Here is a 24,561-nt window from a genome sequence, read left to right as displayed (position 1 = left end):
AGTGTATGACATTCGCGAAGAAAAAATGCCGAATCTAGGAATGGTTTCCATGCTGGATGCCGAAACTGGCGAAACGCAATTGATTAATACCGGTTCAAAAACGGTACGAACCAATTATGAGAAATACTATCAAGACAAACTGAAATATTTCAAGGAAACGTTCAGTAAATCGGGTGCTGGAGTTGTGAATACTAGAGTTGACGAAAGTTATGTAACCAAATTATTGGGGTATTTTAAATCCCGTTAAACTAAACCCGTCAGGTTTTAAAACCTGACGGGTTTAAGATTAAAAACAAATGAAAATTAAACTTTATTCATTAGTACTGCTGCTGTTTACCGCCACGGTTTTTGCCCAACAAAAACAGGTGCTAACCAGTATTGATACCACCAAAAACAAGATTGGAGCCGAGTTCAAGCTAACGTTTAAAACTTCGGTGGACACTGCCTCTAAAGTGGTTTTTCCGAAATTAAGAAATTTTGGCGCACTCGAAGTAATCCAGTCGTATCCCATTGACACCATCAAGAAAAATGACCGATACGAATTGGTTAAAAAATACGGTTTGACCCAATTCGATTCGGGTAGATACACGATTCCGAGTGTCAAAATTTTGATAAACAACAAAGCTTTTTTGTCGGATTCCATCAAAGTTGAGGTTGCTAATGTTAAAGTGGATACCTTGAGACAAAAAATGTACGACATCAAGGACATTGTTCCTGCCAATGAATCGAGCGATTGGTGGAAATATCTTTTGGGGTTGCTGCTGATTGCTGGTCTGGGAGCTTTTGTTTATTGGTTTCTTAAAAAACGTCAAAAAGCAAAAATTGAAGAAGAAATTTATAAAACTCCAATTGAAAAAGCGACCACTTTGCTCAATAATTTGGAGAAAAAAGAACTTTGGCAACACGGTGAAGTCAAGGAATATTATAGTGAATTGACGAATATCGTCAGGAATTACATTGAGGAAGCCATCGAAATTCCGGCAATGGAAAGCACCACTTCGGAACTGATTGAAGGATTGAAAGTCGCTTCGCAGAAAAAGAAAATGAAGCTTTCAAAGGAAACCATCGACAATTTGTTCGTGGTTTTGAAACAAGCCGATTTGGTGAAATTTGCCAAGTCAAAACCAATGGATTTCGAGATTACCGAAGACCGCAAGAAAATTGAAAGAGCCATTGTCACCTTGGACAAAGCCATTCCGGTAATCGTTGAAACGGAAGACGAAATGTTGCTCAACGAAATGCAGCGCCAGGAACAATTGAAAAGAGAATTGGAAAAACGAAGAAAAAAACGCATTGTCACGACCGTCGTTTCGGTATTGCTGTTGCTTTTTTCGGTAACCACGTTTTTTGTTGTCACCAAAGGATTTGATTATGTTGTGGACAATATCTTGGGTCATCCATCCAAAGAATTGCTCGAAGGCGAATGGATAACAAGTGAATATGGTAATCCAAGCATTAGAATGAACACACCCAAAGTGCTCACAAGAACAGATTTGACCAAGGTACTTCCAAAAAACGGTCTGGCATTGATCAAAGACATGCAATCCTTTACTTATGGAAGTTTAGCCGATAATTTTTACATTATGGTTTCGACCTTGCAATACAAAAAAGACTCGAGTGCTGGCGAACAGGCAGAGCAACCGCAAATTGATTTGGCAAAATCATTGGATTCGGCCTTGCAAGCGCTGGAAGCCCAAGGCGCACAAAACATGATTGTCAAGCAAGAAGAATTTGAGACCAATGAAGGAGGAATAAAAGGAATCAAGGGATATGGAACTTTTTCAAAAATCGATGGCGAGAATCAGAGTAGTGCTAAATTGTATTATGAAACATTGATTTTTGGTCAAGAAGGCGGATTGCAGCAAATTATTATCGTTCATGAAGAAGGGGATAAATATGCCAATGAAATTTCGGAAAAAATCCTGAACTCAGTCGAACTTCAAAAAGCACAACAATAATGGGAAAACTAACTTTTTTAAACCCAGAATTTTTTTGGTTGTTTCTTTTGATTCCAATGGCTGTAGCTTGGATATTTTGGAAAAGAAACGAACAGTCGGCAACGTTGAAAATGAGTTCGACCCAAGGATTCAAAGGTTCAAATAGTCTTTTGACAAGATTAAAACCCGTTTTGAATGTCTTGCGATTATTGGCGTTAAGCTCCTTGATTATTGCAATGGCAAGGCCAAGAACAGTCGATATCAGCAATCAAACGAAGACTACCAGAGGAATTGACATCGTCATGGCAATGGACGTTTCAGGAAGTATGCTCGCCAAGGATTTGAGACCAAACCGAATGGAAGCGCTCAAAGATGTCGCCGCCGATTTCGTGGAAGAAAGACCCAACGACAGGATAGGACTCGTTGTCTATGCATCCGAAGCCTATACAAAAACGCCGGTAACCAGCGACAAAGCAGTGATTTTGGAAGCCATAAAAGGTATAAAATACGACAATGTTTTGCAAGACGGAACAGGAATAGGAATGGGATTGGCGACAGCCGTAAACAGATTGAAAGACAGCAAAGCCAAAAGCAAAGTGATAATTTTATTGACGGATGGCGTAAATAATGCCGGTTTTATCGAACCGGAAACTGCCGCCGATATTGCGAAACAATACGGAATAAAAGTATACACGATTGGATTGGGAACAAATGGAATGGCTGAATCTCCTTATGCTTTGGCACCAAACGGACAGATTTTGTTCCAAATGATGAAAGTGGAAATTGATGAACAATTATTGAGAAATATAGCCAGAAAAACCGACGGAAAATATTTCAGGGCAACCAGCAATAGCAAATTGGCCGAGATTTATGCTTCCATCAACAAACTGGAAACCACCGAAATCCAAGAGTTGAAATTTTATGATTACGACGAAAAATTCAGGCCTTTTGTTTGGATTGCGGGATTGTTGTTATTGGTAGAAATTGGATTGCGAAACACGGTTTATAGGTCATTTATATAAAAAACACGAAATAGAAAGTTTTGCAAACTTTGCGAGCTTAGCGGTTAATAATTATGGAATTAGACGAGTCAAAATATTTATATCTTCTTTTTATAGTGCCTGTTTTGGTGCTGCTTTTTCTGTACAATCAATATTGGAAAAGAAAAAAACAGCGCGAATTTGGGGACTTGGAATTGGTTAAAAAATTAAGCCCGGAAAAATCGGTTTTCAAGCCTATTTTGAAATTGGTCGTAATGTCGTTGGCATTGGTTGGAATCATTTTGGGATTGGTCAATCCAAAAATTGGAACCAAGATGGAAACCGTGAAAAGAGAAGGAATCGACATTGTTTTTGCCATGGACGTTTCCAAAAGTATGTTGGCCGAAGACGTGGCTCCCAGCCGATTGGAAAAAAGTAAACAAATCGTTTCGCAAATCATCAATCAATTGGGGAATGACCGAATAGGAATCGTGGCTTATGCTGGAAGCGCTTTTCCAGTGTTGCCCATAACGACCGATTATAGTGTGGCCAAAATGTTTTTGCAAAGTATCAACACCGATATTGTTTCGTCGCAAGGAACTTCATTGGATGAAGCCATCAAATTGTCCGCGACTTATTTTGACGAAAAGAGTAAAACCAGCAAATTATTGATCATGATTTCGGATGGGGAAGACCATTCAGAAGGAGCAGAATCAGCGGCTGAAGAGGCAAACAAGCTGGGAATGAAAATTATTACCATTGGCGTTGGAACCGAAAAAGGAAGCGCAATACCGTTGAGAGTAAATGGAATTGTCCAAAGTTTTAAAAGAGACAATAATAACGAAGTGGTAATTACAAAACTAAACAAGGAAGGCTTGACAACCATTGCCAAGACCACAAAAGGCGGTTATGTTGACGGAAACAATACCAAGGCGGTGCTTGATTACGTGAAAAACGCCCTGGACAATATTCAAAAAACCGAATTTGAATCAACGCAAATGGCCGATTTTCAATCGCAATTTCAATGGTTTTTGGGTTTTGCTTTTGCCTTGTTGTTTTTGGATGTTTTCTTGTTGGAAAGAAAAACAAAATGGCTGGAAAAGTTGAATTTATTTAACGAAAAAAAATAATGAAAAATTATATTTTATATATTTTGCTGTCGTTTTCTTTTGCTGTTTCGGCACAAGAGAAGGACAAAACTTTGCCTAAAGCCAATGATGAATATTCCGAAAAGAAATTCGTTGAGGCCGAAGCCAATTACAGGATTTCACGGTCAAAATTTCCTAAAAGAACCGTGGCACCTTTTAATTTAGGGAATTCCATTTACAAACAAAACCAAATGGCAGAAGCCAAATTTGCTTATGCTAAAGCGATTGAAAACATAAAAACCAGACCCCAAAAACACAAAGTATTTCATAATTTGGGCAATGTTTTGATGAAAGAAAAAAATTATTCCGCTGCCGTGGAAGCGTATAAAAACGCCTTGAGAAATGATCCAACTGACGAAGAAACGCGTTACAATTATGCTTTGGCGAAGCAAAAACTAAAAGAAAATCCGCCCAAAGGAGACGACAAGAAAGACAAAAAGGACGACAAGAAAAAAGACGACAAGAAGAAAGACGACAAAAAGGACGGAAAAGACAAAGACGATAAAAAGAAGGACGGCGACAAAGACAAAAAAGACGATCAAGGCAAGAAAGACGACAAGCCAGGAGATCAAGGTCAACCCAAACCAATGCCAGGCGGAATTTCCAAACAGCGATTAGAAAACCTTTTGGATGCCGTAAACAACGAAGAGAAAAAGATTCAAGACAAGGTAAATGCCCAAAAAGTAAAAGGAAAACCAATTCAAACCGAAAAAGATTGGTAATTCAACTAGAATAAAATACGATGAAAAAATTTATAATAGCGATAGTTTTAATAGCGTGTAATTCTCTTTTGGCTCAAGTACAATTTGAAGCAAAAGTGAGCAAAACCACGCTTGGATTAAACGAAAGACTTCGCATCGATTTTGTAATGAATATGGACGGCGACAACTTCAACCAGCCGTCTTTTGAAGGATTCAGAATTATTGCAGGGCCAAGCCAACAAGTAAGCCAATCGTGGATCAACGGGAAAAGTTCTTTCGAAAAAACCTATTCTTATTATCTTTTGCCACAGCAAAAAGGGAATTTGGTCATCAGGCAAGCCACCATAGAATATAACGGTCAAATTTATAAAACCAACCCCATAAAAATCAATGTTACCGCTGCTGTCGAGCAACCAAAAGACCCGAACGACACACAGATTTCTGCCGACGACAATATTTATCTCGTTGCAGATATTTCTAAAACAAATCCATACATCAATGAACCCATTACGGTAGTTTACAAGCTGTATTTCAGTTATAATATTGGTATCACGAATTGGAGGGAATTAGACAAACCCAAATACAACGATTTTTGGAGTCAAAACATCGACATCAAGCAATTGGTTGGTGAAGAAGGAATGTTTAAAGGTGAAAAATACCGTTTTGTAGTGTTGAGAAAAACAGTGTTGTATCCACAAAAATCAGGCAAACTCGTTATCGAACCTTTGTCATTGGACATCGACGTGCAATTGCCTACGAACCGTAGAGACATGTTCGGACGGGTAGTGGTTACCAATGGCAATAAAAGAGTTTCAGCAGGAGCCAAAACTATAGCCGTAAAAGCGCTTCCCGAGGCAGGAAAACCGGAAGATTTTTCTGGTGCTGTAGGAAAATTTGACTTTAAAGTTACGCCATCAAAAACCAATTTGAAAAGCGGAGAAAGTTTAGATTTAGTGGTTAGTGTTGCCGGAAGCGGAAACATGAAATTATTTAATTTGCCAAAGCCGGTAGTTCCCAATTCACTCGAAATGTACGATCCTGTCCATAACGAAAAAGTGAATACGACTTTAGCGGGAATGTCCGGTAAAATCTCGGATAGTTATGCCATTATTCCGCAATTCAAAGGGAATTATCCAATTAAACCCATCAAGTTTTCCTATTTTGATTTAGCAACAAGAACCTATAAAACGATAACTTCACCAGAAATAATAATCAACGTTTTAGATGGTCCTTCGGCCAATGACCAAGCCACGACTACGACACCTGAAGTAACCAAAAACGCCATTTCCAGCACGGAACAATTCAAATACATTAAACTAAACGGCAATCTAGTGTCGATTAAAAAAGACGATTTCTTGGGGTCTAATTTATTTTATGGCTTATTGTTTTTGCCTTTTTTAATCTTGCCATTGATTGTTTTTTTCAAAAAGAAAAAAGAAGCAGTAGACAGCGACGTTTTTGGAAACCGAATCAAAATGAACAACCGATTGGCCAAGAAATATTTATCGGAAGCCAAAAAACAAGTCAATAACAAAGAAGCATTTTACGTGGCGTTGGAAAAAGCGATGCACAATTTCTTGAAAGCCAAATTGCACATCGAAACATCGGATATGAGCAAAAACAACGTTCAGCAATTGTTGGCTTCCAAAAATGCAAATGCACAAACCATAATCGATTTCATCAACCTGACGGAAAATTGCGAATTGGCCCGTTATGCGTTGACCTCGAGTTCAACCATTCAACAAGATTTTGACAAAGCGGTCGAGATTATTTCGGATTTAGAAAAACAGATTTCTTAAAAACAGTACGCAGATGAAACAGATTAAAAATCCGTAATAATCAGTGTTTCCGATTCGTCGAATCTGTATCATCCGTGTCCAAAAACATAAATAATGAAAAAGATAATTTTTATACTATTGCTGACAACCCAGTTTTCCTTTGCCCAAACAGGCTTTGATAGAGGGAATGCCTTATACCAAAAAGGGAGATACGAAGAAGCAATTGTCGAATACGAAAGTGTTTTGACAACAAATCAACATTCGTCGGAATTGTATTTTAATTTGGGCAATTGCTATTATAAATTGAATAAAGTGGCTCCTGCAATTTACAATTATGAAAAAGCACTGGTGCTCAATCCGGACGATGCTGAAATACAGAACAACCTTAAATTTGCCCAAAAATTACAAATCGACGAGATAAAAGTAATACCAACGGTTGGATTTTCAAAAATGGTGCATGACTTCACCTCGACTTTTCATTACAATACTTGGGCGTGGATTTCAGTGGGATTTTCAACACTGTTTTTAGTGTTTTTTATAGGCTATTATTTTTCGCAAATTACCTTGTCAAAAAGAATATTTTTTATAGGAATGTTTGTCTTGATTGTACTGCTTTTGGTCAGTGTTTCAGCTGCAATTTCAGAGAAAAATCATTATGATGGCGAAAAACCAGCCATCGTTTTTACCGAAATGGTTTTGGTAAAAAGCGAGCCGCAAAACGCCAGCAATACTGTTTTTACACTGCACGAAGGAACCAAAGTCTTTGTCTTGGAATCCTTGGAAAATTGGAGAAAAATCCAGTTGACCGATGGAACCGAAGGATGGATTGAGAAAACTGCAATCAAGGAAGTGAAATAGGTTTCAGTTTTTAGTAAAACACCGATTATTCAAAGCTTCTAACGTTTAATCTCGTGCTTCACATCATCATACCATTTTTCAATCGAAGGATAAATGAATGCGGCAGTTTTTTGGATGGGACGATAGAAAATGGATTTGTCCAAAGTTTCTTTTTTGGCAAAAAAATTGTTGAAGTTTACTTTTTCGAATAGGTTTAGAAAGATACTCACAATCAATATCGTTTTCAAAACCCGGAAGAAACCTCCGCCCAGTTTATTAATCCAACCTAGTTGAGCAAAATCGGCTATTCCGGTCAGGAATTTGGCCAATAACGATATGCCGACCACAATCAAGATAAAGGTCAAAATAAAAGCTGTTACCTGAATGGTTTTGGGATTCCAATGCACGATTCCCGAAATAATTTCTGCCGTCAATATCGAAAATTTCACCGCAAAATAAATGCCCAACAACAAGGAAAGCAACGAAGCAACTTCCACAAAAAGGCCGTTTCTAATGCCTTTATACAACCCAAATGCGAGCAAACCGCCCAAAACAATGTCTAAAAAACTCATAGTAAAAAGAGAAAAGAATAAAGAGCAAAGATAAAAGAATTATGTTGGTATCTTTGCACGAACAATTTTAGAGTTACGATTTCAGATTTTTAAATTAAAAAAATCAGTAATCTGCAATCTAAAATCTGCAATCTAACACGAGCGTCAGCGAACTGGCGCAGCAAATCTAAAATCGGAATGTCAAGAGATATACAACTTAAGGAACGCTGGGAACAGCTAGTCAACATACTTTCCAATCAATTTTCGCAAGGCGAGGATTTGGATTTGGATGCCATCATTTATTTGATTGGTGTTCAGGAACTCGGGAAAGTGCATCAAACATTCGAAAAAGACGAAAAACTCAACCTGATGCACATCGCTATTTGCCGATTATTGGAACCGTACGGATTTTATGAATTCGAATTTTTCGACGAAGAAGGTTGGCCGCATTACAAAGTAAAAGAAGAACTACCGCCTCTGAAAGCGGGCGAACAATCGGTTTTGATGAAAGAAGCCATCGTGAATTATTTTATCGAAAAAGAACTGATAGACTAGTGTTCAGTGTTCAGTCGCAGTAATCAGTCAAGAATTTTAGAAAAACTTCCAACTTCTAACTTCTAACTTCCAACTTTTACCTAAATTTGCACTCTCAATTATTGGATGAAAATGATAGACAAGATAAAAGAATATATTGGCGAAGCACAGGCTTTTTCAACACAAAACAAAGAAGAACTAGAAGCATTTAGAATTAAATTTCTGGGAAGTAAAGGACTTTTGAAAGAGTTTTTTGCCGAATTCAAGAACGTGCCCAACGACCAGAAAAAGGAATTTGGACAAGTAATCAACTTGCTGAAATCTTCTGCCGAGGAAAAAGTGAAATCCATACAGGAATCTTTGGAAAGCAAAGAGGAAAGCAAAGGAATTTATGGCGACTTGACCCGTTCTGCCGAGCCAGTGATTATCGGTTCTCGTCACCCAATATCCTTGGTCAAAAACCAAATTATCGACATCTTTTCCAATGTAGGTTTCAACGTTTCCGAAGGTCCGGAAATCGAGGACGATTGGCATAATTTTACCGCATTAAACTTGCCGGAATACCATCCGGCGCGCGACATGCAGGATACTTTTTTCATCCAGACCAATCCCGATATTTTGTTGCGCACCCACACTTCATCGGTGCAAGTGCGTTATATGGAAAACAACAAACCGCCTATTCGAACCATTTCTCCGGGAAGAGTTTTCCGTAACGAAGCCGTTTCGTCGCGTTCACACTGTATTTTCCACCAAGTCGAAGGATTGTATATTGACAAAGACGTTTCTTTTGCCGATTTGAAGCAAACACTGCTTTATTTTACCAAAGAAATGTTCGGAAAATCAAAAATCCGTTTGCGTCCTTCTTATTTTCCTTTCACGGAGCCAAGTGCCGAAATTGATATTTATTGGGGTTTGAAAACCGAAACCGATTATAGAATTACCAAAGGAACCGGTTGGTTGGAAATTGGTGGTTGTGGAATGGTGGATCCCAATGTTTTGAAAAATTGTAACATCAATCCGGAAGAATACACTGGTTTTGCCTTTGGAATGGGAATCGAAAGAATTGCCATGTTGCTGTATCAAATTGGCGATATCCGAATGTTCTACGAAAATGACGTTCGTTTCTTGGAGCAATTCAAGGCAAGTATATAAAAAAGATAGATAGATGATAGACTAAAAGATAAGAGATTCTCTCTTTAGTCTATCATCTATCCGTCTATTATCTCATCGTCTATCCGAATCATCTCAAAATGAAAAAAGACATCATCATTCCAGAAGTAGAAAATGTTTTCCTTGCCGCCGTCCAGGAATGGAGCGACGATTTTATGGGAAAAGTTTGGTACATCTATTTGGTAAACGACAGCGATTTCAATCTCGACAGTGTAATGGTGGTTTCCAAAGCTTTCGGAACCATTGATGGCGAAATGAAAAAAACATCGCTCTTGCGTCACGCTTTTATGGAAGTGCCTGCGGTGACATTCGTAAAAGTCGAAATGGTCGAAAAAAGTGTTTTGGCACTCAACAACGAGTTTATGGTCACATTCTTTATTGGCAACACTTTATATGACCGAAAATTCATTTTCAAGGCCAATTCCATCACGCCGGATTATGTGGAGGAAGTACCGCTTTTGTTTGTGGATGGCGTTATTGTTAGATAGTTTATAAATCAACAAATACAAAAAAAAGGCAGCATTCTCAATTGAAATGCTGCCTTTTTTGCTTTTATAGTCTGAAACACTAATCCAGTTTCTCGGTCAGTTTTTCAAACACTTTTTTCGCTGATTTTCCTTCGTATAAAACGCTGTAAACCGCATCGATGATTGGTGTTTTGGCTCCATAACCTTGGTTGAGGTTGTAGGCACTTTTGGTGGCATAATACCCTTCGGCCACCATGCTCATTTCCATTTGGGCTGATTTTACGGTGTAACCTTTTCCAATCATGTTTCCGAACATCCTGTTTCTGGAAAAAATGGAATATCCCGTTACCAATAAATCCCCCAAATAAGCCGAATCATTGATGTTTCGCTTCATTTTGTGGACTTTCTTGATGAATTTTTTCATCTCACGAATTCCGTTACTCATCAACACCGACTGGAAATTGTCGCCATAACCCAATCCGTGGGCGATTCCTGCCGCAATGGCATAAATATTCTTGAGCATTGCTGCATATTCTGTTCCAATAATATCGTCAGAAATCTTGGTTTTGATATAATCACTGGACAAACGCTTGGCCACGATTTTTGCTTTTCCGGCATCGCCACAAGCAATGGTTAAATAAGACAACCGTTCCAAAGCGACTTCTTCGGCATGGCAAGGACCTGTAATTACGCCAATGTTTTCAAAGGGAATGCCGTAAGTTTTATTAAAATGTTCGCCAACAATCAGGCTTGTTTCTGGAACTATTCCTTTGATGGCCGAGAAGACAACTTTGCCTTCCAAACTTTCGGTTAGTTTACTTAATTCACCACTCAAAAAAGCGGAAGGGATGGCAAAAATAATATAATCGGCATAAGCGATAGCTTCGTTAATATCGCTGGTCAATTTTAGTTTTTTAACGTCAAATTCAACGGAACTCAGGTAATTAGGATTGTGATGATGTGTTTTTATGTGTACGATGGCATCTTCATTACGCATGTACCAAGCAATTTCTTTTAGATTTACACAGAGCATTTTAGCAATGGCAGTAGCCCAACTTCCGCCACCAATCACTGCAAATTTTAAATTTCCGGCCATTTTTTTATTAAATTTAATCAAAAGTACTTAAAAATATACTTATAAAGCAATAAATAAACCATAGAAATGGAATTTAAAAGCAGCAAAAAAGAAGGGTTAGAAAAAAAAGTAAAAAAATATTATTTTTTTACACAATAATAAATAGTGTTTATGCGTTATGATTTATTGTTAATTGGTTTTTAATAAATTATTTAGGGTTTTGAATTAGTTAGTTTTGTTTTAGTATTTTGAAAAAGGCGCGCTTAAAGGTAGTTTAGGAACGCCTTTTTTGTTTTCTAATAACTCATTTCCACTATTGATTTTACTTTTTCTAAAGTAATATTTTGTTTTTCTCCCAATGCATTCCAACCTCTTTCTTTAAAACGATTGACAATGAAATCGGCAGTTTTTGCATAATCATCAGTACATTCGGATAATTTAGTTTGCATTCCCATTGTGTGAAAAAAGGCAACGGTTTTGTTTATGGCTTCAGCGGCAATTTCATCTTCGCTTCCCGTTAAATTAAAAATACGTTTCCCGTATTGTGCCAATTTCCCTTTTTTGGTTTCAAACAGCACTCGATATAAATTAGGGCCAATGATGGCCAAACTTCTGGCGTGATCAATTCCGTACAAGGCAGTCAATTCGTGGCCAATCATGTGTGTTGCCCAGTCGGAAGGAACGCCTTTTTGAATCAATCCGTTCAAAGCCATTGTGCAACTCCACATAAAATTGGAAGCCAAAGCATAATTTGTTGGATTTTCAACCACTTCTGGGCCAACTTGAATCAAGGTTTGCAAAATACTTTCTGCGATTCGGTCTTGAAGATAGCCATCATGCGGATAGGTTAAATATTGTTCCAAAACGTGAGTATATGCATCAACAACACCATTTTGCAACTGTCTTTTTGGCAAGGAAGCAATCACGGTTGGATCACAAATGGAAAATTCAGGAAACAAGGCGGAACCACCAAAATCAAGTTTTTCCTGTGTGGCTTCAATCGTAACCACGGAACCGGAATTCATCTCGCTTCCCGTTGCCGGCAAAGTCAAAACAGTTCCAAAAGGGACTACCTTGGAAACATCTCTAAACAGAATTCTTTTTTGGAGAATGTCTATCGGATTTCCTTCGAAAAGGGCTGCCGCCGACATAAATTTTACGCCGTCAATCACGCTTCCTCCCCCAACGGCAAGGATAAAATTAATTTTTTGTTCCCGAATAATCGCAACGGCTTTCATCAAGGTTTCAAAACGAGGATTGGCTTCAATGCCGCCGAATTCAATTACTTCAAAACCAGATAATGCCGTTTTTACTTGCTCGTAAATTCCATTTTTAAAAATACTTCCACCGCCATAGGCAAGTAGAATTTTAGCGTTTTTTGGGACAAGTGCAGATAATTTTTCTATTTGTCCTTTTCCAAAAACGAGATTGGTAGGATTGTATAATTCAAAGTTGTTCATGGTAATTTATTTTAGGAAACAAAGTTACTAAACCCTTGTCGAAACAACTTGTAAAGGAATGTTAAGTTTATTTCTTGTATAAATTATTGTGGTCAATGTATTCCAATACTTTTGAAGGCAAAAGCGGCCGAACATTCTTCTTGTTTTTGATGTTTTCCCGAATAAATGTTGAGGATATTTCTACAATTGGCGCATCGATGAGGTGAATCTTGGGATGGTTTTTATAGATGGAATTTTCCGCTTCCGATGAAATTCTCGGATACACATAAATTTCGTGGTTTTGCAAAATTATCTCGTGGTTTTTCCATTTATGCAAAGATTTCAAATTGTCTTCCCCCATAATCAATGAAAAAATATGTTGCGGATATTTTTCCTGCAAATGGACCAAGGTATTCACGGTATAATTGGGCTGTGGCAACTTGAATTCCATATCCGAAGGTTTGATTTTTGGATAATCTTCCGTGGCCAAGAAAACCAATTGCAGTCGTTGGTAATCGTCGAGCAAAGTGGGTTTGTTTTTCAACGGATTGTGTGGCGTCACGACCATCCAAATTTGGTCTAAACTGGAATATTCCGCCAAGTGGTTGGCAATAATCAAGTGCCCAATATGGATGGGGTTGAATGTTCCGAAATAGAGACCAATTTTCATTTTATTTATCTAAAAAAATCCAAAAAATTGAAAAATTTAAAAAAAGTAAAAACCACAATCATTTTTTAGATTGTTTGGATTTTTTCTTTTTTTAGATTTTTTCATTCACAAAATCCTTTACCAATTGATACGCTTCTTCCAATGCAATGTTCAAATCGTAGTTTTTGATGACTACATCAAATTGTGGAGCGGTTGCCAGTTCCACGGACGCTTTTGCAATACGCATGTTGATTTTGTCATCACTTTCGGTGGAGCGTTCCTTGAGTCTTCTTTTGAGTTCGTCCACGCTGGGTGGTTTCACGAAAACGGCCAAGGTTTCTTCCGGGAATTTATGTTTGATGCGCAAACCTCCGGCAACGTCAATGTCGAAAATCACGTTTTTCCCCAATGCCCAAATGCGTTCGACTTCACTTTTCAAAGTGCCGTAGAAATTATCCCTGTACACTTCTTCCCATTCCACGAAGTCTTCGTTTTTGATGTGGGTTTTGAAATCTTTTAGCGACATGAAATAATAATCTTTTCCGCTTACTTCTTCGCCACGAGGTTCCCGCGTTGCTGCCGAAATGGAAAACTCCAAATTCAAGTCTTCTTTCCCCAATAAATGCCTAACGATGGTGGTTTTCCCTGAACCCGATGGCGCCGAAAACACTATTAATTTTCCTTTTTTCATTTTTTTTTAATCTGAAATCATAAATTGTTAATCAACAATCTGCAATCAATTTTTTAAAGCACATTCAAAACCTGTTCCTTGATTTTTTCCAATTCGTCCTTCATCATCACGACCAATTTTTGCATTTGGGCGTGATTGGATTTTGAACCCATCGTGTTGATTTCACGTCCCATTTCTTGGGTAATGAAACCTAATTTTCTACCGTTGGCTTCCGTTCCGTTGATGGTTTCTAGGAAATAATCCAGGTGATTGGTCAAACGCACTTTTTCTTCGGTAATATCTAATTTTTCAAGGTAATAAATCAATTCTTGCTCGAAACGATTTTCATCTACATTGACTTTTAACTCAGAAATTGCAGTTTGCAAACGGTCTTTTATAGCCTGAACGCGTTCTGGATCAAGAGCCAAAGCATCGTTCATGTATTGACGAATATTTCCGATGCGCAACTGGAATTCTTTTTCCAATGAAGCACCTTCATCTTTTCGGAAATTGGCAATGTAATCCAAAGCTTCCGAGATAACTTTTTGAATTTCGATCCAGTCGTTTTCGTCTATTTCTTCTCTTTCTGTTTTTAAAGTATCGGGCATTCTGATGGCCATTTTCATCAATTCCGTTTCGTCGGCAGCGGGATACACTTCTCGCAACTGATTGATATAAGCCTTCACAATCGGCACGTTCACTTTCGTGGAAGTTTGCTCGGCGGTACTTTCGATAAAAATGGAGAAATCCACTTTTCCTCGTTCGAGTTTCAAGGCGATTTGGTTGCGTAAACCCAATTCCATTTCGCGGTAAGCAGAAGGCATTCTCACGCTCAAGTCCAAGCCTTTGCTGTTCAAGGATTTTACCTCTACCGTTATTTTTTTGGTTGGCAATTGCAAGCTTGCTTTGCCAAATCCAGTCATTGATTGTATCATATTATTTTCTAAAAGAGTTCAAAGATAATAAAAAAGTGGTCAGAGGTCAGTTTTTAGTGTTCAGTGATGTAGTTTAGTAAATTATTGGAACTGAATACTGCCTACTTCTTCTGTGTAACCAAATATACGCCCGTAAATATCAAAACAGCTGAAACGATTTTGACCAAAGTCAGTTCGTCTTTTCCGAGGCTAATGGCAAAAACGGTTGCAAAAACGGGTTGCAAATAAACGAAAACAGCAACAGTGGTTGGTTTCAATTCTCGCATCGAAAGCAAATTTAACAGGTAGGTCAAGAAGGTCGAAAAAACCACCACGAATCCTATTTTCCAATACATATCCGTTGGCATCAGGGCCCAATTTACTGCTTCAAATTCACCCCAACCAAAAGGTAAAACCATGACAAAACCAATCAAATAAATCCATTTTACAAAAGTAAAAGCATTGTATTTATCCATCAATTTCTTGACCATCACCAAGTATAAACCGTACGAAGTTGCATTGACGAAAACCAGAAAATTTCCTAAACTGGCATTGGTGGCATTTCCCACGGATTTTCCGTAAAGAATAAGAAAAGCGGTGCCTTTCAAACCCAAAATAATCCCAAAAACCATTCGTTTCAGCATTCGTTCCTTGATGATAATGGCCGAAAGTACCAGCACGATCATTGGTGTCGAAACCATTATTACCGATGCCGAAATAGGAGAAGTAAGACTCAAGCCTTTGAAGAAAGAAAGCATATTTAAAGCCACGCCAAAAAATGCTGCCCAAATAATTCGGGGAAAATCTTCGCGGTCAATTCTCTCGTTTCGTACTTTTTCTGGCATTCGGGTAAAAAGCCAAACCAGCCAAAACAAAATTGTGGAACCGCCCACGCGCATTAAGATGAACCCGTAAGCATCAACATATTTTGGCATCACGTCTTTGGCAATCGTAAAAGTCACGCCGTATATGATGGAAACGATGGTGGCGCCAATGAGGGCAAGCGTTCTCTTTGACATTAGCCCAAAGCTTTCATTACTTGAAGCATGTTTTGCTGGCTGTTGCCAATGTAAATTTTGCCGTCAATAATAAAAACCGGACGACTCAAAAAAGTATAATGTTCCAGAATGTATTTTTTGAAATCGGCTTCGGTCAAGGATTTATTCTTCAAATCCATCGATTTATAAAGTTGTGCTTTTTTACTGAAAAGGGCTTCGTAACTGCCCGAAAGTCGGTGCATTTCTTCCAATTCTTCGACGGTAATCGGGTCTTGTTTGATGTCGTGAAAGGTCAAATTATGGTTTTGTGGCAAGGATTTGATGATTTTTCGACAGGTATCGCAGGAAGCGAGATAGTATATTTTGTTCATAATGGTAGTGGTAAGGACAATTTCTTTGTGCAAAGAAAATTCATTTGAAACGGAAAATGATTATTTTTATCGAAAATTTGAAAAACAATAAAATGCAAGAGATGAATCAGACACTCAACGTGAATACAACAAGCAGAAACATGATTTCCAAAATTTTGGAAAATTTCACTTTGGAACAACTCAACAAAATTCCGGATGGATTCAGCAATAATTTGATATGGAACGCTGCCCACGTTATTGTGACGCAACAATTGTTGGTGTACAAACTTTCTGGACTGCCGGTGATGGTTTCGGAAGAAATGATCGAAAAATACAAAAAAGGAACCAAGCCGGAACAAGATGCCACCCAAGCCGAAGTGGACGAAATCAAGTCCTTGTTGTTCTCGACCATCGAAAAAACCAAGGAGGATTATACCAATGGAATTTTCGAAAACTATAACGAATATCCCACTTCAACAGGTTTTGTTTTGACAAGTGCCGAAGGAGCAATGAATTTCAACAATTTTCACGAAGGGCTTCACATTGGGATTATGATGAGCTTGAGAAAGTTTTTGTAATCATGGTCAAGAAGCTTTCTGCTTTTCGAAGGCGGGAAACTTTATAAAGAACTTTGAAATGTCGGCATAAACTAAATTATCTTTGTAAAAAAACAGTCCAAATGAAATTCAACACTAAAACCATACACGGCGGACAACACCACGATCCGAGCACTGGAGCGGTAATGCCGCCGGTTTACCAGACTTCGACATTTGCACAAACAAGTCCAGGAAAGCCAATAAATCCGGATTACGAATACAGTAGAGCTTCAAATCCTACAAGAACTGCATTGGAAAATGCATTGGCAAGCATCGAAAATGGAACGCGTGCCTTGGCTTTTTCGTCAGGATTGGCGGCCACGGATTGTATTTTGCGTTCTTTTAAAGCAGGTGACGAAATCATCGCGATGGATGATTTATACGGCGGAACGTATAGAATGTTTACGCGTATTTATAAAGATTCGGGAATAAAATTCCATTTTGTGGACATGAACGATTTGGAGAAATTCCATTCTTTAATAAATGAAAACACCAAATTAGTTTGGGTTGAAACACCAACAAATCCGTTGATGAAATTAGCGGACATTCAGGAAATTGCCAAAATCACTAAACTAAAAAACATCCTTTTTGCAGTCGACAACACTTTTGCAACTCCATATTTACAGAAACCTTTGGATATGGGTGCTGATATCGTGATGCATTCGGCCACGAAATATCTTGGTGGACATTCTGATGTTATTGCCGGCGCCTTGATTGTAAAAGATCAAGCTTTGGGCGAACAATTGCATTTTCAACAATTTGCCACTGGCGCAACATTGGGCCCAATGGATAGTTTCTTGGTTTTGAGAGGGATAAAAACCTTGCATTTAAGAGTGCAAAGACATTGTGAAAACGGAGAAAAAGTGGTTGCTTTTTTAAGCCAACATCCCAAAATAAAAACAGTTTATTATCCAGGATTGGCAAGCCATCCGTATCACGAAATTGCCAAAAAACAGATGAGTGGTTTTGGCGGAATGGTTTCTTTTACATTTGTTTCGGGCCAAAAAGAGGATTCCATGCGTTTTTTGGAAAAATTGAAAGTATTCACTTTGGCAGAATCATTGGGAGGAGTAGAATCATTGGCAAACCATCCAGCTTTGATGACACATGCTTCGATTCCGGAAGATAAACGAAAAGAAGTTGGAATCACGGATGACTTGGTTCGGTTGAGCGTTGGCATCGAAGATGCGGAAGATTTAATCGAAGACTTGAAGCAGGCCTTGGAATAAAACCTAAAATTATATAAAAAGGAAATCCCGATTCTAATTTTCAGAACCGGGATTTCCTTTTTTATGAGTATTTGTTTTTCTACTATTGCAAGTAATAAATATAGCCCACATTGAACCAAACCAACCAGTCGTTAGCTTTGTTTTCTTTGTAAAGATTTGGATTTGGCTTTAAACCATCTACCCAGTCTGAAAAATAATATTGCAATCTTAAATCTACCATCAAGTCAGACAATGGAGCCAGTTTATAACGGGTTCCTACACTTGAAACCACTGACCAGACAGAACCTGCTTCAGTCGAATATCCATAAGGTCGATCATCTGTAGGCACTAAATATTTAGGAAAAGTAGTCAAAGGAGTTCCCAACGGTCCCATTGTGGAAGAAACTTCGGCATTATAAAAACTGAATTGCGCTCCAAGACTTATAAAAGGACCCCAACTTTCTATTGTTGCGCTAAAGTCACGAATACTCCACGGGAAAAATTCTAATTGCATTCCTATATTGGTCACGGTTGCGTTTCCATTCATGGCTCTTAATTGCTCCTTGCCAAGCGAACTTTTACCTTCTACCCATTGTCCAAAATGATCCAACTCTGTTTTATTATGAGACAATTCGCTTCTTAATTTGAAGTGGTCGTTAAAATAGGTTTCAGGAGTAAAGCAGTTACATTCGGCCGTGTAGGAAAAATTTAAGTAGTGAATGATGCCAATTCCATATCCCGTATTGCCTGCGTTTGTAGATAAATCATATCTTTCTCCAAAATCCGATTGAAATGCCACGGGCCCTGCAATGACGCCAATTTCATGAGAAAATCCATATTGGGCATTGGCTGTGTTGGAAATTCCAAAAAGGAGAACACAGAAAAATATAATAGTTTTTGACGTCATTTAAAACGAATTACTTTTTTACAAATATATAAAAACAACAAGCATTAGGAATATTAAACAAACAAATAAATATAAACGTCAATTTTTATGGATATTATATAAAAAAAACATAAGGTTTTTTGTATTTTTACAATAATACTATTGGTTTTAAATAAAATCGTTTGGGCTTTTATAAAAAGCATTCAAATTGGTTAAGAAAATCAAAAAACATATATCAATAATCTTATAAAATGTATATTTGTACATGTTTACGAAATCGTTTTCTTAAAAAGAATTATTTCGGTTAAGTAAAGTACTAGTATTAACCCTGTTTGAATAATTTATTTCGAAATGGAACACAAAATAAATCAATTTATGGCTCAAGTGGAGTCAAAAAATCCAAATGAGCCTGAGTTTATCCAAGCTGTTAGAGAATTTGCTGAAACTGTTATCCCTTTTATCGCAGAGCGAAAAAAATATGATGGCAAGAATTTGCTCCTTAGAATCGCAGAACCTGAAAGATCTATAATATTTAGAGTTCCTTGGGTTGATGATGCTGGAGAAATTCAAGTTAACAGAGGGTTCAGAATCCAGATGAATTCAGCGATTGGTCCTTATAAAGGAGGAATTCGTTTTCATCATACGGTTAACTTGTCCGTGCTTAAATTCCTTGCTTTTGAGCAAGTATTCAAGAATAGTTTGACAACACTTCCAATGGGAGGCGGAAAAGGAGGTTCAGATTTTGATCCCCAAGGTAAATCAGATGCCGAAGTAATGCGTTTTTGCCAATCTTTCATGACGGAATTATGCCGACATATTGGTCCAGATCTTGATGTTCCTGCTGGTGATATAGGTGTGGGAGCCAGAGAAATAGGTTATTTGTTTGGTCAATACAAAAGAATTAGAAATGAATTCACGGGAGTATTAACCGGAAAAGGTATTGCTTACGGAGGTTCTTTGATAAGACCGGAAGCAACAGGATACGGAGTGGTTTATTTCACGGAACAAATGCTTAGAACCATTGGTCAAGAAATAAAAGGAAAAACAGTTGCCATTTCTGGATTTGGGAATGTAGCTTGGGGAGTGGCTTTAAAAATAAATGAATTGGGTGGAAAAGTACTAACACTTTCAGGACCAGATGGGTATATATATGACGCAGAAGGAATTTCTGGGGATAAAATTGAATTTATGCTTGAAATGAGAGCTAGAGGAGATAACAGAGCCGAAATGTATCTAGAGAAATACCCAAATGCAGTTTTCCATAAAGGGAAAAGCGTATGGGAAGTAAAGGTGGATATCGCCATTCCTTGTGCCACACAAAATGAATTAAATGAAGATGATGCAAAGATGTTAATTGCAAACGGAGTCACTTGTGTAACCGAAGCGGCTAATATGCCTTGTACATTGGATGCCATTAAATTATTCTTGAACAGTAAAGTTCTTTATGCTCCAGGAAAAGCGGCCAATGCTGGTGGTGTTGCTGCTTCCGGATTAGAGATGACACAAAACTCCATCCGTCTAAACTGGACTAGCGAAGAAGTAGACGAGAGATTAAAAGACATCATGATTGGAATTCACAACCAATGTAAAAAATACGGAGCCGAAAACGACGGTTATGTCAACTACGTAAAAGGGGCGAATATCGCCGGATTTGTAAAAGTCGCCGATGCCATGCTTGCCCAAGGTGTAGTGTAACTCTTTTTTAATAAATATAAAAGGCCTTCTTTCAATCCGATATTTCTGGATTGGATGGAAGGCTTTTTTTTTGAATAAAACAAAATCCCATTACTTTCGTTTGTAGTATATTTGTGAACCAAATATTATGCAAATAATGAAAAAAAGGCTGCTATATTTTGTGCTTTTGATTGTCATGCAAGTGAGTTTTGCCCAAAACAACTTGTTGTGGCAAGGGTATTTTTCTTATAACGAAATTAAAGATTTATCGGAGTCGCCAACTACAATTTTTGCTGCTTCGGAAAACGCCTTGTTTTCCAAAAACACGACCACAAGCCAGCTAAAAACTACCAATACCATCGATGGACTTTCGGGAGAAACCATTACGGCATTGTATCACAGCAAAACATCCAATAAAACGCTTGTTGGCTATGAAAACGGATTGATGATTGCCATCAACGAAGCCGATGGCAGCATGTTAAACATCGTTGACATCATCAACAAACAACTTCCATCCAACATTAAAAAAATCAATCACTTTATGGAACACGAAGGGATTGTTTATGTTTCTTGTGATTTTGGAATTGTTCAGTTCAATTTGGCTACAATGTTGTTTGGTGACACTTATTTTATCGGGAATAATGGTGCCGAAATCAGTGTTGCGCAAACAACCGTGTTTAATGGCAATATTTATGCAGCTACAATTGACGGTGTCAGAAGAGCGGATATTACCAGTAAAAACCTGATTGATTTCAATCAATGGACAATAACTGCTTCGGGAAGTTGGTCAAGTGTAGAGGCTTTTGGCACGGAATTAATTGCCGTTAACACTACTGGTTATATACATAAATACAATGCTGTGTCTAATTCTTTCATGGGATATTCAGCACTTCCTTCAGCGGCTGTCGATATGAGGAAAACCGATAATTATCTTGTTGTTGCCACTGCAAACAGCGTTTATTTTTACAATAACCAAATGATGCTTGTCCGTCAAATAAACAGCAACCAGATCACAGGTAGCAATGTCCGTTTTACATGTGCCACAACCATAAATGATGTCGTATATATTGGTACAAAAGAAAATGGATTGATGTCAACTACCATTTCTGTCAATTCGGTTTTTGAAAACAACACTCCTATTGGCCCCTCCAAAAACAATGTTTTTGCAATGCAAGTCACGACAAATTCACTTTGGGCAGTGTATGGAGATTATTCAGGAAGTTATAATCCATATCCTTTAGATAGTTATGGTATCAGTAAATATACTGCAGCAGGGTGGTTGAATATTCCTTACGAAAAAGTGTTTGGAGCCAAATCAATATCCAGAATCACCGTCAATCCCAATAACGAGAACGAAGTTTTTGCCAGTTCTTATTTTTCGGGTTTGCTAAAAATTGAAAATGACGTGCCAAAAATATTATACAATCAAACCAACAGTGGATTGGAATCCATAACTTTTCTTGGTCTAACTTACATTGATGTCAGGATAAATGGAACCGCATTCGATAAATCTGGAAATCTTTGGTTGAACAATAGCCTCATTCAAAAAGGACTAAAAGTTTTGAAAGCTGACGGACAATGGCAAAGTTTTTCATTAGATGGAATTCTGGACAGAACTATTGATGCCAGTATGGGGCGACTGATAATTGACAAAAACAACACCAAATGGTGGTGTACCAATACCGATGGTTTGATAAGTTATAACGAATCCATCAATAAATTTAAAAAAATAACATTTGGTTCAGACAAAGGAAATTTGCCGACAACTGATGTCAGGGCAATTGCGGTGGATAACAGAAACCAACTTTGGATAGGAACCACAAAAGGACTGAGAATATTGCCCAACACAGGCAGTTTTCTAACCGAAGACCAAATGACGACAAATCCCATAATTATTTTGGAAGAGGGACTTGCCCAAGAATTGCTTTACGAACAATTTATTACCGATATTGTAGTGGATGGAGCAAATAACAAATGGGTTGGAACTGCTGATTCAGGCGTGTTTTTACTTTCGTCTAACGGGCAGGAAACCAAATATCATTTCACTGCAAATAATTCGCCGTTACCAAGCAATATTATAAATGACATTGATATAAATAGTGTCACAGGGGAGGTTTTTATTGCTACCACAAAAGGGTTGATATCTTTCAAAGGAACTGCAACAGCCGCCAACGAAGATTTAAATAACGTGTATGTCTATCCAAATCCGGTGCGTCCAGAATTTGAAGGAACCGTAAAAATTGCTGGATTATTAAACAAAGCCACCGTGAAAATTACCGATATTGAAGGGAATTTGGTTTACGAAACCACTTCCGAAGGCGGAACAATAGAATGGGATACCACTGCTTTTGGTAAATACAAAGTGGCTTCGGGCGTATACATGATTTTTATTTCCGCAGAAGATGGTATAGAAACCAAAGTTAAAAAAGTAATGATTATCAGGTAAATTCCAATTTCGAAAAACTTCTAATACCAATGTTGGTAAAAACCAAAGCCATCGTCATTTCTTCGCTAAAATACCAAGAGAAAAGCTTGATCGTAAAATGCTTTACGGAATCTAACGGATTAAAAACTTATTTTGTTCGCGATGCTTTTTCTTCCCGAAAATCAAACCAAAAAATTGCTTATTTCCAGCCGTTGACCATTCTCGAAATCGAAGCCGTTCACAAAAACAAAGGAACGTTGGAAAACTTCAAGGAAATCAAAATCGCGACACCATTTCAAACCATACATTCGGATATTTTCAAGAGCACGATTGTAATGTTTATTTCCGAAATTTTGCACCATTCCATCCATGAAGAAGAGAAAAACGAGCCTCTTTTTGTCTTTTTGGAAGCCGCTTTACATTGGCTCGACAATCATCAAGAAACCGCCAATTTTCACCTGATTTTAATGTTGGAAATAACGAAATATCTCGGTTTTTATCCCGATGTTTCCGAAATGGAATTCCCTTTTTTCAATGCAAACGAAGGCGTTTTTACTCCATTTCACGGTATAGGTTCATTGACCGAACACGAAACCAATCTTTTCAAAAAACTCATTTCTTTGAAATTCGAAAATGACCAGAAAACCTTTCACGTCATCGAAAGACAAATTGTATTGAAAATCCTGATTGACTATTATGCTTTTCATCTTGATGGTTTCCGAAAACCAAAATCTTTAGAAGTTTTGGCGGCAGTTTTTTCTTGAAATCATGATTGGTTAATTGATTTTTGATTTCAGATTTTGGGTTAGTAAATAAAATTCATTTTTTCAGGAATTCGCATATCTGAAATCAAGAATCGTTAATCAAAAATCTGCAATCAAAATTACATTGATTTTGCGTCTTTATGGTGAACAAAAACTCGTCACTAATAACACATAATTCATAACTATTTCTTACTTTCGCACCGCGATTAAAGAAAAGGATAAAATGAGCACAAAATTTACTGAATACAAAGGACTTAACCTGCCTACAGTGGCATCAGAAGTACTTGATTTTTGGAAAAAAGAAAACATATTCGAGAAGAGTGTAACCACTCGCGAAGGCAATGCCCCATTCGTATTTTTTGAAGGACCGCCTTCAGCCAATGGATTGCCGGGAATTCATCACGTGATGGCACGTGCGATTAAAGATATATTTTGCCGTTATAAAACTCAAAAAGGATTTCAGGTTAAGCGTAAAGCAGGCTGGGATACCCATGGTTTGCCTGTGGAATTAGGTACCGAAGCCTCATTAGGAATTACCAAAGAAGACATTGGAAAAACCATTTCCGTAGCCGAATACAACGAAGCTTGTAAAAAAACGGTAATGCGTTACACTGACGTGTGGAACGACCTGACCGAAAAAATGGGTTATTGGGTAGATATGGAAGATCCGTATGTGACCTACAAATCCAAGTATATGGAAACCGTTTGGTGGATTTTGAAACAAATCTACAACAAGGATTTGATGTACAAAGGCTACACCATTCAGCCGTATTCTCCAAAAGCAGGAACAGGATTGTCTTCGCACGAAGT

24 protein-coding genes and 1 pseudogene are annotated in these 24,561 nt (G+C 37.8%); 16 read left to right on the top strand and 9 right to left on the bottom strand.

The window, feature by feature from the left end:
- The 7 genes and pseudogenes from C0430_RS08255 to C0430_RS08225 form a co-directional block, all read left to right on the top strand.
- A pseudogene (locus C0430_RS08255) lies at window positions 1–247 on the top strand (DUF58 domain-containing protein); the annotation flags it as partial.
- Window positions 248–296: 49 nt separating this feature from the next.
- Entirely contained in the window at window positions 297–1,958 is a 1,662-nt protein-coding gene (locus tag C0430_RS08250) for a hypothetical protein (protein ID WP_290867978.1), read from the top strand.
- Window positions 1,958–2,959, top strand: a complete 1,002-nt coding sequence (locus tag C0430_RS08245; RefSeq protein WP_290867975.1) for a VWA domain-containing protein — start codon at window positions 1,958–1,960, stop codon at window positions 2,957–2,959. The genes C0430_RS08250 and C0430_RS08245 overlap by 1 nt, the downstream gene beginning before the upstream one ends.
- A gap of 53 nt (window positions 2,960–3,012) precedes the next feature.
- Window positions 3,013–4,047 carry a VWA domain-containing protein gene (locus C0430_RS08240; protein ID WP_290867973.1) on the top strand — a complete coding sequence of 345 codons (1,035 nt, stop codon included), beginning with the start codon at window positions 3,013–3,015 and terminating at the stop codon, window positions 4,045–4,047.
- The gene (locus tag C0430_RS08235) at window positions 4,047–4,787 is read left to right on the top strand and encodes a tetratricopeptide repeat protein (RefSeq protein ID WP_290867970.1); all 741 of its coding nucleotides are present in this window, start codon (window positions 4,047–4,049) and stop codon (window positions 4,785–4,787) included. Before C0430_RS08240 ends, C0430_RS08235 begins: the two co-directional genes overlap by 1 nt.
- 20 nt (window positions 4,788–4,807) lie before the next feature.
- Window positions 4,808–6,565, top strand: coding sequence for a BatD family protein (locus tag C0430_RS08230; RefSeq protein WP_290867967.1), 1,758 nt, complete (start codon window positions 4,808–4,810; stop codon window positions 6,563–6,565).
- Between the two features lie 93 nt (window positions 6,566–6,658).
- Window positions 6,659–7,402, top strand: coding sequence for a tetratricopeptide repeat protein (locus tag C0430_RS08225; protein WP_290867964.1), 744 nt, complete (start codon window positions 6,659–6,661; stop codon window positions 7,400–7,402).
- 38 nt (window positions 7,403–7,440) lie between these two features.
- Here C0430_RS08225 and C0430_RS08220 read toward each other — a convergent pair whose 3' ends face one another.
- Complete coding sequence (locus tag C0430_RS08220) at window positions 7,441–7,953, bottom strand: CvpA family protein (protein ID WP_290867961.1); 513 nt, start codon at window positions 7,951–7,953, stop codon at window positions 7,441–7,443.
- Between the two features lie 177 nt (window positions 7,954–8,130).
- On the opposite strand from C0430_RS08220, the gene C0430_RS08215 reads away from it, so the two are divergent.
- The 3 genes from C0430_RS08215 to C0430_RS08205 all read left to right on the top strand — a co-directional run bounded on the left by C0430_RS08215 (window position 8,131) and on the right by C0430_RS08205 (window position 10,124).
- Window positions 8,131–8,487: a hypothetical protein gene (locus C0430_RS08215; protein WP_290867958.1), complete on the top strand. Its 357-nt coding sequence runs from the start codon at window positions 8,131–8,133 to the stop codon at window positions 8,485–8,487.
- Between the two features lie 111 nt (window positions 8,488–8,598).
- Window positions 8,599–9,618: a phenylalanine--tRNA ligase subunit alpha gene (locus C0430_RS08210; RefSeq protein ID WP_290867955.1), complete on the top strand. Its 1,020-nt coding sequence runs from the start codon at window positions 8,599–8,601 to the stop codon at window positions 9,616–9,618.
- A gap of 98 nt (window positions 9,619–9,716) precedes the next feature.
- Complete coding sequence (locus tag C0430_RS08205; protein ID WP_290867951.1) at window positions 9,717–10,124, top strand: hypothetical protein; 408 nt, start codon at window positions 9,717–9,719, stop codon at window positions 10,122–10,124.
- 79 nt (window positions 10,125–10,203) lie between these two features.
- Here the strand turns inward: C0430_RS08205 and C0430_RS08200 are convergent, their stop codons facing one another.
- From C0430_RS08200 to C0430_RS08170, 7 genes are all read right to left on the bottom strand, one after another.
- A complete protein-coding gene (locus C0430_RS08200; RefSeq protein ID WP_290867948.1) occupies window positions 10,204–11,199 on the bottom strand; it encodes an NAD(P)H-dependent glycerol-3-phosphate dehydrogenase in 996 nt (331 codons plus the stop codon).
- 275 nt (window positions 11,200–11,474) lie between these two features.
- Window positions 11,475–12,638 (bottom strand): iron-containing alcohol dehydrogenase, encoded by a 1,164-nt coding sequence (locus C0430_RS08195; RefSeq protein WP_290867945.1) that lies wholly within the window; start codon window positions 12,636–12,638, stop codon window positions 11,475–11,477.
- Between the two features lie 67 nt (window positions 12,639–12,705).
- Window positions 12,706–13,287 carry a nicotinate (nicotinamide) nucleotide adenylyltransferase gene (gene nadD / locus C0430_RS08190; RefSeq protein WP_290867942.1) on the bottom strand — a complete coding sequence of 194 codons (582 nt, stop codon included), beginning with the start codon at window positions 13,285–13,287 and terminating at the stop codon, window positions 12,706–12,708.
- Between the two features lie 91 nt (window positions 13,288–13,378).
- A complete protein-coding gene (gene gmk / locus C0430_RS08185) occupies window positions 13,379–13,957 on the bottom strand; it encodes a guanylate kinase (RefSeq protein WP_290867939.1) in 579 nt (192 codons plus the stop codon).
- Window positions 13,958–14,010: 53 nt separating this feature from the next.
- Window positions 14,011–14,871: a YicC/YloC family endoribonuclease gene (locus tag C0430_RS08180; RefSeq protein WP_290867936.1), complete on the bottom strand. Its 861-nt coding sequence runs from the start codon at window positions 14,869–14,871 to the stop codon at window positions 14,011–14,013.
- A 101-nt stretch (window positions 14,872–14,972) separates the two neighbouring features.
- Window positions 14,973–15,869 (bottom strand): DMT family transporter, encoded by an 897-nt coding sequence (locus tag C0430_RS08175; RefSeq protein WP_290867933.1) that lies wholly within the window; start codon window positions 15,867–15,869, stop codon window positions 14,973–14,975.
- Window positions 15,869–16,219: an arsenate reductase family protein gene (locus tag C0430_RS08170; protein WP_290867930.1), complete on the bottom strand. Its 351-nt coding sequence runs from the start codon at window positions 16,217–16,219 to the stop codon at window positions 15,869–15,871. The genes C0430_RS08175 and C0430_RS08170 overlap by 1 nt, the downstream gene beginning before the upstream one ends.
- Before the next feature lie 101 nt (window positions 16,220–16,320).
- On the opposite strand from C0430_RS08170, the gene C0430_RS08165 reads away from it, so the two are divergent.
- Window positions 16,321–16,776 (top strand): DinB family protein, encoded by a 456-nt coding sequence (locus C0430_RS08165; RefSeq protein WP_290867927.1) that lies wholly within the window; start codon window positions 16,321–16,323, stop codon window positions 16,774–16,776.
- A gap of 101 nt (window positions 16,777–16,877) precedes the next feature.
- A complete protein-coding gene (locus C0430_RS08160) occupies window positions 16,878–18,023 on the top strand; it encodes a cystathionine gamma-synthase (RefSeq protein ID WP_290867924.1) in 1,146 nt (381 codons plus the stop codon).
- Window positions 18,024–18,105: 82 nt separating this feature from the next.
- On the opposite strand, the gene C0430_RS08155 is transcribed toward C0430_RS08160, so the two are convergent.
- Window positions 18,106–18,909 (bottom strand): glutamate dehydrogenase, encoded by an 804-nt coding sequence (locus tag C0430_RS08155; RefSeq protein ID WP_290867921.1) that lies wholly within the window; start codon window positions 18,907–18,909, stop codon window positions 18,106–18,108.
- A 330-nt stretch (window positions 18,910–19,239) separates the two neighbouring features.
- On the opposite strand from C0430_RS08155, the gene gdhA reads away from it, so the two are divergent.
- From gdhA to C0430_RS08135, 4 genes are all read left to right on the top strand, one after another.
- Entirely contained in the window at window positions 19,240–20,583 is a 1,344-nt protein-coding gene (gdhA, locus tag C0430_RS08150) for an NADP-specific glutamate dehydrogenase (RefSeq protein WP_290867918.1), read from the top strand.
- Between the two features lie 136 nt (window positions 20,584–20,719).
- A complete protein-coding gene (locus C0430_RS08145) occupies window positions 20,720–23,008 on the top strand; it encodes a T9SS type A sorting domain-containing protein (protein ID WP_290867915.1) in 2,289 nt (762 codons plus the stop codon).
- 29 nt (window positions 23,009–23,037) lie between these two features.
- On the top strand, window positions 23,038–23,751 hold the full coding sequence (gene recO, locus C0430_RS08140) for a DNA repair protein RecO (protein WP_290867912.1): 714 nt from the start codon (window positions 23,038–23,040) through the stop codon (window positions 23,749–23,751).
- A 223-nt stretch (window positions 23,752–23,974) separates the two neighbouring features.
- Window positions 23,975–24,561: class I tRNA ligase family protein (locus tag C0430_RS08135; RefSeq protein WP_290867909.1), on the top strand; the 587-nt coding region annotated here is incomplete at its 3' end.

The sequence above is a fragment of the Flavobacterium sp. genome, assembly GCF_013823965.1.
Lineage (GTDB): Bacteria > Bacteroidota > Bacteroidia > Flavobacteriales > Flavobacteriaceae > Flavobacterium.
This window is presented reverse-complemented; position numbering and strand designations above follow the sequence as displayed.